1 protein-coding gene is annotated in these 13,664 nt (G+C 73.6%); it reads left to right on the forward strand.

Annotated elements, in window-relative coordinates:
• Positions 1–4 precede the first annotated feature (4 nt).
• A partial coding sequence (locus tag H7965_RS03195) for a filamentous hemagglutinin N-terminal domain-containing protein (protein ID WP_186769076.1) occupies positions 5–13,664 on the forward strand: 13,660 nt, incomplete at its 3' end.

Below are 13,664 nucleotides of genomic sequence, written 5' to 3' on the forward strand. Positions count from 1 at the left end.
GCCGATGGCCGGTAAGGTCTCGACGGGCAGGAAGGCGCGGGCATCCTGGCGTGGCCGGGTGGCGCAGCTTGGGCTGGCCCCGGCGCGGGCGACCGCGCTCCGGGCCTGGCTGCTGGGCACCACGGCATTGCTGCCGGCGATCGGCGCCGCCCAGGCGCAGGCGCCGAATGCGCGGCCGACCGGCGGGCAGGTGGTGGCCGGCAGCGCCACCATCGGCCAGACCGCGACCAACACCACGATCAACCAGGCCACCGACCGCGCCGCCATCAACTGGCAGCAATTCAACGTCGGCAGCCAGCACAGCGTCACCTTCCAGCAGCCCAGCGCCTCCTCCTGGACCCTGAACCGGGTGGTCGGCTCCGACCCCTCGTTGATCGCCGGGCGGATCACCGCCAATGGCGGCGTCGCCATCGTCAACCAGTCCGGCGTGGTCTTCGCCGGCGGCGCGCAGGTGAACGTCGGCAGCCTGATCGCCTCGGCCGCCAACATCACCAACCAGAATTTCATGAACGGCCGGATGGTGTTCGACGGCGCGCCGAACCCCGGCGCGACGGTCGAGAACCACGGCAGCATCACCGTCGCCGACCGTGGGCTGGCCGCGCTGGTCGGACCGCGGGTGCACAACTCCGGCGTCATCCGGGCGCGGCTCGGCCGGGCGGCGCTGGCCGGGGCGGAGACCTACAGCCTCGACCTCGCCGGCGACGGGTTGCTGTCGATCGACGTCACCCAGGCGGTGCGCAGCACGCCGGCCGGCACCACCGCGCTGGTCACCAATTCCGGCACCATCGAGGCCGCCGGCGGCTCGGTGCTCATCAGCGCCCATGCGGCGTCCGGCCTGGTGGAGGATCTGGTCCGCAACACCGGCACCGTCTCGGCGGCGACCGAGGCCGGGCGTACCGGCCAGGTGGCGCTGCGGGCACAGGGCGGCGGCGTGCGGGTGGAGGGCAAGGTCAGCGCCGTCGGCGGCGCCGGGCAGCGCGGCGGCAGCGTCGCCATTGCCGCCAGCGGCACCGCGACGGTGGCGCGCGGCACGGTGGTGGATGCCTCGGGCGGCGCCGGCGGCGGCACGGTCGCGATCGGCAACGCGCGCACCCGAAACGCAAGGGTACAGGGCAAGGTCACCGCCCGTGGCACCGGTCGGGGCGCCCGCGGCGGCACGGTCACGGTGCAGGCGCGCGAAACCGCTACCGTCGCCGCCACCGGCACGGTCGATGTGTCCGGCACCGCCGGCGGTGGCGACATCCGCCTCGGTACCACCGGCTTCGGCCGGGACCAGACCATGGCCGCGACAACGGTGCTGGAGCAGGGCGGGCGGCTGGTTGCCGATGCCACGGCCAATGGCACTGGCGGCACCATCGCGATCAACAGCACGACCGAGACCCGCATGCTCGGCACCGCCTCGGCGCGCGGCGGCGCGCAGGGCGGCAACGGCGGCTTCGTCGAGGTTTCGGCGCTCGGCAACATCAGCTTCCCGAGCTTGTCGACGCAGGTGGACCTGACGGCGCCGGCGGGGCGGGCAGGGACGCTGCTGCTCGACCCGCTCAGCATCACCATCATTGGCGACGAGGGGCCACCGCCGGCCAGCTCGCAAGGCGATGTGGCGGGCGGGGATGCGCCGCCGGGCGGCAACCTCGATGTTCGCGCCATCGACATTGCGGCCAGCTCGGCCAATCTGGTGCTGGAAGCGGTCGAGACCATCACCGTCGATGCCGCCGTCACCAAGCCGCTCGGCGGCGACCTGACGCTGCGCACCACGGGCACCACCGGCGCCACGCCGGGCATCTTCGTCAACGCAGGCATCACCCTTGGCGTCGACGGCGGCCCGGCGGCCGGCAGCCTCATTCTCACCTCCGCCACCGGCATCGCCGTGGCCGGCGCCATCACCGTGCACAACGGCAGTGTGACGCTGACCGCGGCGGACTCGCTTTCCATCAGTGCGCCGGTCTCCGCCATCGCCGGCACGCTGCGCGCCGACACCACCGGCACGCTGGACGTCACCGCCACCGGCAGCATCGACGCCGGCGCGGTGGACCTGAACTTCTCCTCCGCCACCGGCACCGATACCACCATCGAGGGCGCGGTACGGGCACGCACCGGCACGCTGCGCATCGCCACCGGCGCCGGCGACCTGACCACCAGCGGCCTCGGCACGCTGCAGGCGGATGCCGGCGCCATCACCCTGGCGGCGACCGGCAACACGGTGATCGGCGCCACCGTCACCGCGCCGGACACCGCCACCGTCACCATCAGCGTGCCGGACGCCAGATCGATCACCACCACCGCGGCGATCCAGGGCGGCAATGTTGCGCTAGCCGCCAATACCATGGACCTCGGCGCCGCGGTCACCGCCAATGCGGCGGCTGGCGTGGTCGCGCTGGCGCCAACGGTGGCGGCCGCCGCCATCCGGCTCGGTGGCGCCGATCCGGCGGATGGCTCGCTCCATCTCTCCGCGGAGATGCTGGGCCGGATCACCGCGCCCACGCTGCGCATCGGCACCCCTGGCGGCTCCGCCATCACCCTGGACGGCACACTGAACTTCCGTGATGCCGGCCCGGGCTTCGGCAATGCGACGGTCGGCACGCTCGACCTGCTCGGCACCACGGCGACGCAGGCCACGGGCAGCGTGCTCAACATCGGCACGGTCAGCGCCACCGTCAGCGGCGCGGGCGGGCTGGTACTGGGCGAGGCGAGCAACACCATCGACACCATCGGCGCGGTCAGCGCCATCGCCGGGCCGGTCACGGTGACCAGCCTGCGGGCGCTGACGGTGAATGACGGCGGCGTGAGCGCAGGCGGTGCCGTGGCCCTGACCGGCGCCTCGCTGACCCTGACCGGCGCCATTGACGCCAGCGGCCAGGGGGTGACGCTGGCCGCCACTGCCGGCGGCATCAGCCAGGGCAACGCCGGCGCCATCATTGCCGCCACGCTGGATGCCAGCGCCACCGCCGGCATCGCCCTGGCGGCGGCGAACAACGCCGTGACCGGGAATCTGATCGGCACGGTCACCGCCAACGCCACGGGCGGCGGGGTCGCGGTCTTCTCGCGCGATGCGCTCACCGTCGGCAGCGGCGGCGTCACCGCGACCGGCGCGGTGGCGCTGACCGGCACCTCGCTCAGCCTCGAGGATGTGGTTTCGGCCAGCGGCCAGACCGTGACGCTGCGGGCGACGGACGGGGGCATCAGCCAGCTCGCCGCCGGCGCCATCACCGCCGCCACGCTGGACGCCAGCGCCACCGCCGGCATCGCCCTGGCGACGGCGAACAACGCCGTGACCGGGAATCTGATCGGCACGGTCACCGCCAACGCTACGGGCGGCGGGGTCGCGGTCTTCTCGCGCGGTGCGCTCACCGTCGGCAGCGGCGGCGTCACCGCGACCGGCGCGGTGGCGCTGACCGGCACCTCGCTCAGCCTCGAGGATGTGGTCTCGGCCAGTGGCCAGACCGTGACGCTGCGGGCGACCACGGGCGATATCAGCCAGCTTGCCGACGCCGCCATCACCGCCGGGACGCTGGATGCGGGTGCCGTCACCGGCATTTCCCTCGCCACCGCGAACGACGCCCTGTCCGGCAACGCCATCGACAGCCTCACCGCCAGCACCACCAGTGGCGGCATCGCGGTCCTCTCGCGCAGCGGGATGACGGTGACGAGCGGCGGGGTGACGTCGGGTGCCGGCGGCATCTCGCTCATCGGCCCGTCGCTGACCCTGACCGGCGCGGTCAGCGCCAGCGGCCAGACCGTGAGCCTCGATGCCACCGCCGGCAGCATCACCCAAGGCGCCAGCGGCGCCGTCACCGCGGCGACGCTGCGGGCCGATGCCGCCACCTCGGTTGATCTCTCGACCGCCAACGATAGCGGCACCGGCAACAGCTTCACCGCCGTCGGCGCCACCGCCGGCACCGGCGGGGTCGCGCTGTTCTCCCGTACTGCCTTCGAGGTCGACGCCGCCGGCGCCGGCATCAGCGCCGGCGCCGGCTCGACCATCGCGCTGACCGGCCCGGGCATCACCGTCAGCAAGGCGGTCGGCTTCACCGCAGCCGATGCCGCCAACCTCATCACGCTGACCACCGATACGCTCGGCGCCACCGCAGGCATCAGCGCAGGCGCCACCGGCACGGTGCAGATCGCGCCCACTTCAGCGGACACAGGGGTGGAGATCGCCGGCACGGCGATCGCCGGCGCGCTGCAGCTCTCGGCCGCGACGCTCGGCCAGGTGACGGCATCGCGGCTGGTGATCAGCGCCACCGGCACCGGCGGCATCACCCTCGGCGGCGCCTACACCTCCACCGCCAACACGCTGGAACTGGTCGCCGGCGGCAGCATCGACCAAGTGAGCGGGGCGACGCTGACGGTGGCGAACCTCGCCGCCATCGCCGGCACCGGCAGCGGCGGCAGCATCACCCTGACCGAGGCCAATGCAGTCGACGCCATCGTCGACAGCACGCAGGCACCAGGCTTCGGCCTGCGCGCCGGCGGCGATGTGGCGTTGACCAGCACCGCGGCGCTGCTGACGGTGGATGGGGTGGTGCAGGCGGGCACGCTGGCAACGCCGGCCGGCATCACCCTGCGGGCCAATGACCTTGAGCTTAACGCGGCGCTCAAGGGCGCTGGCGCCAACCTCACCACGGTCACCTTGCTGCCGCACACCGCCGGGACCGATGTCACCTTGGGCGGCAGCGCGGCCGGCACCTTCTCGGTGACCGATGCGGAGCTAGCGCGGATCGCCGCCGGCACCGGGCTGCTGCGCATCGGCGCCAGCGGCACCGCGGCCGGCAGCTTCACCGCCGGCATCATCGATGTCGCCGGCGACTTCACCGTGCGTGGCCATGCCGCGGCGCTCGACCTGCGCGGCCGGCAGGTGACGCAATCCGGCGGCGTGCTGGATGTGGCGACGATCACCGGCGCCACGGCCGCGGTGAACGCGGTGGCGGCCAGCGGCTTCGCGCTGGACCGCACCCTCGCCGATGCTGCGGTGAACCGCATCGAGACGGTCGGCACCCTGGGCATCACCGCCGCCGCCGGCGATGTGCGGCTGGTGACCGCGAATGGGCTGACCGTGCTCGGCGGTATCGCCGCCACTGCGAACGCCAGTGCCAATGTGCTGCTGCGGTCGGCCGGTGACATCCAGTTCGGCAATGGCACGGATGCGGGGCTGGTGCAGGCCGGCGGCGGCGACCTGACGGTGGTGTCCGACGGCGCGGTGACGGTCAGCGCCAATGCGACGCTGCGGGCGCAGGATGAGTCGCTTGCCGCCGGGAGCATCAGCCTCACCGGCACGACGCTGACGGTGGACGGCAGGCTTGACGCCAGCACCGGCCACAGCATCGTCCTGACCGCGACCGATGGCAGGCTGCTGGTCACCGGCAGCCTGGAGGCCCGGGTCGACATCACCGCAGGCGTCACCGGCACGGTGGATGGCAGCATTGCCGGCGGCTCCCCGGCGATCAGCCTCGGCAGCGCCAGCAGCCTGGCGGCTGGCGGCAATATCGTGCTGAACGAGCAGACCGCGCTGATCAGCGGCCTGACCCGCGATATTGACGCCCAGGGCAGCATCACCGCTGGCGGCACGGCATCGCTGACCACCCTGACCGGCAGCATCGCTCATGCCAGCGCCATCCTGGCTGGGGTCGATGCGGTGCTGACCGCCGCCGGCTCCATCGGCAACTCCGGCACCATCGGTGCCGACGCGAATGCGCTGCTGTCCGCCGGCACCAGTATCGGCAACTCCGGCGGCATCGATGCCGGAGCGCAGGCGCGGCTATCCGCCGGTACCAGCATCGATAACTCCGGCAGCATCGATGCGGGCACGCAGGCGCTTCTGCTCGCCGGTACCAGCATCGACAACAGCGGCACCATCAGCGCCGGCACGCTGGCGCGGCTGGAGGCCGGCCTCGGCGGCGTCTCCGGCGGCATCGCCCTCTCCAACAGCATCAGCGCCAGCACTGGCGACGTGGTGGTGCTGACCCATCTCGGCGACATCAGCCAGACCGCGGGCAGCCTGACTGCCCTCTCGGCCGCGCCGCGCGGCACGGTGGCGCTGGTGGCGCTGGACGGCGACGTCAGCCAGTCCGGCACCGGCCGGATCCAGGCGACCCAGCTCATCGCCCGTGCCGGTGGCACTGTCGCGCTGGAGAATTTCACCGGCGGCCTCGGCAATGTCGTCGGCCGGCTGCTGGGCGCCGGCGCCACCGCCGGGCTTGACGCCACCGCCTTTCCGGGCGGCAACCCGGCACGGCTCGGCTCCATGGCCGGCGGCGATTTCCGGCTGCGGACGACCAGCGCCTCCCTGACCGTGGCGGGGCTGGTGCGGGCCGGCACCGAGGTGGACAGCGGCGGCACCGTCACGGTGCAGGCCCCGGGGCAGGTCCTGCGACTGCTGGCCGATGACCTAGTGCTGGATGCCACCACCTCGCCGGACGGCTTCGTGCTGCGCACGCCGGGCGGCACGGTGGAGATCGCGCCGCATACGCTGGGCGGCGCCACGCCACGGCAGGTGGTCCTGGGTGGTGCCACGGGCTCGACCAACGCCGGTGCGCTGACGCTGGACAGTACCGAAATCGGACTGATCGACACCCGCTTCGCCTCGGGCATCGGCGCCGGGACGCTGGTGACCGGCCGCGCCGACAGCGGCGCGCTGACGGTGCGCGGCGATGTCGACCTGCGCGATGCGCCGGGCACCCCCAGCGAATACGGCAACGTCCGGGCGCGGCGGCTGGTGCTGGCCTCGGGCGGCGCGGTATCGCAGCAGGACGGCACGCGGCTGAATGTGGAGCAGCTGGCCGGCACCGCCGGCGGCAGCTTCGTGCTGGATTCGGTGAACGTCATCAACAGCATCACCGGCACCGCGACCAGCGTGACGGCGGCCGGCAGCAGCGGCGCCTTCAGCCTCTCGGGCATTTCTGCCGTGGGCGATGTGACGTTGCGGGTTGGCGGCCGGGCTGGCACGGCGGATGGGACACTGGCGGCCGCTGGCACCACCCCGGTGCTGCCGCCGGCGCTGGATGCGGATGGCGCGCCGCTGGCCGGCACCGCGGCGCTGGCGATCAACGGCGCCATCACCACCGGCGGCGCCGGCGACATCACCCTGCGGGCGGATGACCTTGCGGTGAATGCGGCGCTGACCGCCGGTGCGGCGCGCCGGGTGGTGCTGCAGCCGGTCACCGCCGGCCAGGCGGTGCTGCTGGGCGGCGGCGTCAGCGGCGCGGTGGGCGCCGAGCCTGCCGCCGGCAGCGCGCTGTCGCTGACCCAGGCGGAGCTGGCGCAGGTCTCGGCCGGCCTGCTGCGGATCGGCGGGCTGAGCAGCCTCGATGCCCGCGCCGCCAGCACCGGGCTTGTGGTGCAGGGCCAGCAGGCGATCGACCTGACCGGCCGCGCCACCACCCTGGAGGTGCTCAGCGCCCATGGCTTCGAGCAGCGCGGGGCGCTGCTGGCCGGGCTGCCGGGCGCCGGGCTGACGGTGGCCAACCTCGCCGCCACCATCCGCACCGCGGACCGCGCCAGCGCGGCCGATCTCTCGCCGGCCACGGTCTGGCTGGGGGCCGACAACCGGATCGGCGCGATCGGCGACACCACCGGCCTTGCCAGCGGCGCCGGCATCCGGCTGACCATCGACCGGGCGGTCGGCGACGGCGCCCTGCCAAGCAATGTGGTGACCATCCGCCAGGCGGCCGGGCAGAGCCTGCTGGTGGCGCATGACGGCATCGCGCTGAATGCGGCGGGCGGCCGGGTGACGCTGGTCGCCGACCGGCTGCTCGACTTCACCGGCGCGGTCTCGGTCAGCGACGGCACCATTGAGCTGCTGCCGCGCACCGCCGGCACGGCGCTGGCCCTCGGCACCGCCGGCGTCGCCGCGGATGGCGAGATCGGCGCCGCGACCCTGGCGCGGCTCTCGACCGGCGGCGGCGTGCTGCGGATCGGCCGCAGCATCGATGCGGCGGTCGCCGGCAGCGCCACCTACGCGCCGATCGGCGGCGGCGACACGACCCTCGCCGGCGTCGCGGGCGAGGACAACTCCCGGCTGGCCGGCAACATCGCCATCAGCGGCGACCTGGCCCTGCGCGGCGTGGCAGCGCAACTCGAACTCTATGCCGGCACCGCCACCGGGACCAGCAACGGCAGCATCGCCCAGGCCGCCGGTACCAGCATCGATGTGGCGCGGATCGCAGGTGCCAGCCGCTTCGCCACTTCGCTTGAAGGTGCCGCCAACACCATCGACACGCTGGCGCCGCGGACGGTGCTCAGCGCGGCCGACACAGGCATCGGCTTCCGCGCCGGCACCGCCGCTGCCATCGCTGCCGATGCGGTCTTCGCGCTGCGCACCGGCAGCGACAGCCTGGCGGTTTCCGGCCAGATCTCGGTCGGCGTCGGCGCAGGCAGCGCCGGCAATGGCAGCATCGGCCTCGGCGGCGGCGCGATCACCCTGCTGGCCGATGACATGCAGCTCAATGCCGTGCTGCTGGCGCCGGATGGCATCGTCGCCCTGGCGCCGCACACCGCCGGTCGGCACATCGCGCTCGGCCGCACCGGCACCGCCGCCGGCAGCAACGAGCTGGAACTCGGCGCCGCCGAGCTGATGGATTCGATCCGGGCCGGCACATTGATTATCGGCCGGGCCCCCGACAGCAGCACCCTGCTCGGCACCCTCGGCGACGGCACGCCGATCAGCGGCGCCGTGCAGCCGGTGGCGGGCAGCATCCGGCAATACGGCGACAACATCGACTTCATCACCGGCGTCGGCAGCGCCGGCGCCGGGCTGGAGATTGGGCAGGGCCGGCCGGATACGCTGACCCTGGTGGCCCAGGGCAGCATCCAGCAGCGCGGCCGCAGTGGCGCCATCGCCGCGGAGACCGAGGGTAACGGGCCGGATGCCGGCACCGATGCTCGCGGCTATCTGCGGGTGCAGACGCTCACCGCCGTGGCCGGAGATTCCCTCTGGCTCGGCGCCGACAACCGCATCGCCGCGCTGGCCGAGAACACCCGCGACGGCGGTATCGCCGGCATCACCGTGGGCGGGATCGGCACCCCCGGCGTCTTCGTGCTGCGCCAGGCGCGGGCGGCGGATGCGGCGCTCGACGGACTCGGCAGCGGTATCCTCGACAATGGCGTGCAGGTGCGGGGCGATGTCGTCGCGCTGGGCGGGGCGGGCAGCCGCATCACCCTGGCGACGGATGTGCTCGATATCCCCTCGGGGCTGGTCTCGGCGGCATCCGGTACGGTGGAAATCCTGCCGGCGACCGCGGGGCGCGGCGTCACCCTGGGCGGTTTCACCGCCGGCACGCTCTCGCTCACCACCGCCGAGCTGGCGCGGATCGGCAGCATTGGCGGCGCGATCGACATCTTGCGCTTCGGCCGCTCGACCGATCCGGCAGTCACCGGCAACCTCTCCTGGCCCGGCAACTTCGCCATCGGCGTCGCCGAGGCGGGCGGCGCCGGGGCACGCACCGGCGGCGACATTACCCTGGCCGGCGATGTGACCCTGCGCGACGGCAGCGACGCCAACCGCGTGCGCCTGCTGGAGCTGTATTCGGGCGTCGAGGGCAGCGCGACCGGGACCATCAGCCAGACCGCCGGCACGTTGAACGTTGCCGATCTGGCCGGCGAATCACGCTTCTCCACAAGGCTCGATGCAACGACCAACCGCATTGACCGGCTGGCGCCACGCGGCGCCATCGCCGATGAGGTTGGGCCGGCGGCGTCCTTCCGCGCCGGAACGGCGGCGGCCACCGCGGCGGATGCGGTCTTCCATCTGGTCACCACAAGGGCGCTGAGCGTGGCGACCGAGGTCTCGGTCGCCACCCCCTCCATCTCGCCGGATGGCTCCGGGCAGCAGCGCGCCAGCCTGCGTGAGGGCAGCATCCTGCTCGGCGCCGCCGCCATCGATCTCGGCGCCAACCTCACCGCGCCGCCGGCCTTCGGCTCGGTGCTGGAAGCCGGGCCGGGCAGCGCGGTGCGCAGCGATACCAGCCAAGTGAAGCTGCAGGTGACCGCCGGCGGCATCAGCCAAAGCGGCGGGCGCATCCTGACCGGGCGCCTTTCGACCGAGTCCACGGGCAGCACGATCCTGGATGCCGCGACGAACGAGATCCATGCGGTCGTCCCGATGCTGTCCACGCCAATCGGCATCGGCCTCTCGGCGTTCGGCATGACGGCCGGCGGTAGCACGCTGACCCTCGCCACGCTGCTGAACAGCGGCAATGGCGGCGGCATTCTCGCGCCGGGTGGCACGGGCACGGCGCCGGTGGCCGATACCGAACGCGCCCTGGTCATCGCCGGCACCATGGCCGTCGCCCCGGCGACTGCGCTGTTCATCCTGACCGATGCCAACGGCACGCCGATCCCCGATCTGCTGCCGACCGAGGCCGACCCGAACCCCAACCTCTACTTCGCCTACGCCAATGGCGCGCCGGCCATCACGATCCGCGCCGACGACCTCGACATCCGCGCCGGCATCCAGGCCTCGGGCGGGCAGGTGGTGATCGCGCCACCGGGTGGCGGCACCGCGACCTTGCATGACGGCGCGCGGCCGGCTGGGACGGGGCTGTTTCTCTCCTCGGCCGAGATCGACCTGATCGACACCAGCGGCACGGCAGCGAATCTGCCGGCCGGCGGCACGCTGCTGCCGGGCGAGTTCACCCTGCAGACCGGCGGCGACGTCACCATCGCCGGGCTGAACATCAGCCGTGGCCTGCGTGTCATCGCCACCGGCGACCTGACGCAATCGGGCGCCATCAGCGTCACCAGCCTGTCCGGCCGGATCGGCGGAGATGTGGTGCTGGACAGCAGCGGCAATGCCATCGGCATGGTGCGCGACCTGGTGGCCGGCGGCGATGTCACCATCCGCAACGGCGCCGGGTTGCAACTGCGCATCGGCGGCCGCGGCGGCCGTGCGCTCGGCGGCGGCCTCGGCAGCCCGGAGGGGCTGGCCAGCCCCGCCGAGACACCGCTCGGCGCCGGCATCACCGTGGGCGCCGGCCGTACCATCACGCTCCGTGCCGACGACCTCGACATCCGTGCGCCGCTCAGCGCGATCGGCGGGCTGATCCAGCTGCAGCCGGTGACGCCGAGCCGGGCTATCCTGATTGGCCAGGCGGTGCAGACCGATGCCGGGGTGATGCATCTCTCCCGCATGGAGCTGACGCGCAGCCCGATCGACCCCGCCACCCTGGCGGAGCTGTACAACCCCGACCGCATCGTGCTCGGCAGCAATGGCGTGCTGCGGATCGGCGGCATCGCCGGCGATGCCGGCGGCAGCGGCGCCTCGGCCGGCGCCATCGAGCAGCGCGAGCAGGCGATCGACTTCCGCAGCGCCCGCGGCGGCGGCGCCATCGCCGGGGTGCTGGAGCTGCGCAGCGCCACCTCCATCGGCCAAACCGGCGTGTTCCTCACCCTGCCGGGCACGCCGCCGGATGGCAGCGCCTTCACCCTGGCAGGGCTGGAGGCCGGCGCGCTCGGCGTGGATGCGCTGGTGGCGCGGGTGGATGCGGCACAGCGCGCCGGCGGCGACGACAGCGCCGCCCATATCTGGCTCGGCGCCCGCAACCGCATCGGCACCTTGGGCAGTGACGACGCGCGGCTGCTGACCCGGACCATTCAGCTGGCGGTGCCGGACAACCTGGCCGCCGTAGTGCCGCCAGGCGGCATCGGCAACAACATCGTCACCATCCGCCAGGCCGCCGGCACCGCCATGGTGGTGCAGAACGGCAATGGCACCGCGGATGAGGGCCGGATCGGTGTGGAGCTGACCCGCAGCGGCGGCCGCATCACCCTGCTGGCGGACAGCCTGACCCTGGCAACCTCGGCCGCCTCGCCGGACACCGTGCTGCGGACGCCGGGCGGGCTGGTGGAGATCGCGCCCTCAACCTTGGATCGCAGCCGCGCGGTGGTGCTCGGCGGCACCGATGCCGGGGCGCTCAACCTCGACAGCGCAACCCTGCGGCGGATCGTGGCGGGAACGCTCTCGGTCGGCCGGGCGGCGACCGGCGCTGGCACCGACCAGGGTGGCAGCGGCGCGCTCACCATCACCGGCAATGTCGACCTGCGCGACGCGCCGGGCAGCGCCACGGAATACGCCAACGCCAATGTGCGGTCGCTGGTGCTGCAATCCGCCGGCGCGGTCAGCCAGATGGATGGCACGCGGCTGAATGTGGAGCGGCTGGTGGTCGCGGCCGGCGGCGCGGTCGGGCTTGATTCGATCGGCGCCGGGTTGGCGCCGCTGAATGTGGTGAATGAAGTTGGCGCGGCGGCGGCTGTCACCAGCACCGGCGCGCTGCGGGTGGATGGAGAGGTCAACAGCCTCTCGGGCATTTCTGCCGTGGGCGATGTGACGTTGCGGGTTGGCGGCCGGGCTGGCACGGCGGATGGGACACTGGCGGCCGCTGGCACCACCCCGGTGCTGCCGCCGGCGCTGGATGCGGATGGCGCGCCGCTGGCCGGCACCGCGGCGCTGGCGATCAACGGCGCCATCACCACCGGCGGCGCCGGCGACATCACCCTGCGGGCGGATGACCTTGCGGTGAATGCGGCGCTGACCGCCGGTGCGGCGCGCCGGGTGGTGCTGCAGCCGGTCACCGCCGGCCAGGCGGTGCTGCTGGGCGGCGGCGTCAGCGGCGCGGTGGGCGCCGAGCCTGCCGCCGGCAGCGCGCTGTCGCTGACCCAGGCGGAGCTGGCGCAGGTCTCGGCCGGCCTGCTGCGGATCGGCGGGCTGAGCAGCCTCGATGCCCGCGCCGCCAGCACCGGGCTTGTGGTGCAGGGCCAGCAGGCGATCGACCTGACCGGCCGCGCCACCACCCTGGAGGTGCTCAGCGCCCATGGCTTCGAGCAGCGCGGGGCGCTGCTGGCCGGGCTGCCGGGCGCCGGGCTGACGGTGGCCAACCTCGCCGCCACCATCCGCACCGCGGACCGCGCCAGCGCGGCCGATCTCTCGCCGGCCACGGTCTGGCTGGGGGCCGACAACCGGATCGGCGCGATCGGCGACACCACCGGCCTTGCCAGCGGCGCCGGCATCCGGCTGACCATCGACCGGGCGGTCGGCGACGGCGCCCTGCCAAGCAATGTGGTGACCATCCGCCAGGCGGCCGGGCAGAGCCTGCTGGTGGCGCATGACGGCATCGCGCTGAATGCGGCGGGCGGCCGGGTGACGCTGGTCGCCGACCGGCTGCTCGACTTCACCGGCGCGGTCTCGGTCAGCGACGGCACCATTGAGCTGCTGCCGCGCACCGCCGGCACGGCGCTGGCCCTCGGCACCGCCGGCGTCGCCGCGGATGGCGAGATCGGCGCCGCGACCCTGGCGCGGCTCTCGACCGGCGGCGGCGTGCTGCGGATCGGCCGCAGCATCGATGCGGCGGTCGCCGGCAGCGCCACCTACGCGCCGATCGGCGGCGGCGACACGACCCTCGCCGGCGTCGCGGGCGAGGACAACTCCCGGCTGGCCGGCAACATCGCCATCAGCGGCGACCTGGCCCTGCGCGGCGTGGCAGCGCAACTCGAACTCTATGCCGGCACCGCCACCGGGACCAGCAACGGCAGCATCGCCCAGGCCGCCGGTACCAGCATCGATGTGGCGCGGATCGCAGGTGCCAGCCGCTTCGCCACTTCGCTTGAAGGTGCCGCCAACACCATCGACACGCTGGCGCCGCGGACGGTGCTCAGCGCGGCCGACACAGGCATCG

The sequence above is a fragment of the Siccirubricoccus deserti genome (assembly GCF_014283215.1).
Lineage (GTDB): Bacteria > Pseudomonadota > Alphaproteobacteria > Acetobacterales > Acetobacteraceae > Siccirubricoccus > Siccirubricoccus deserti.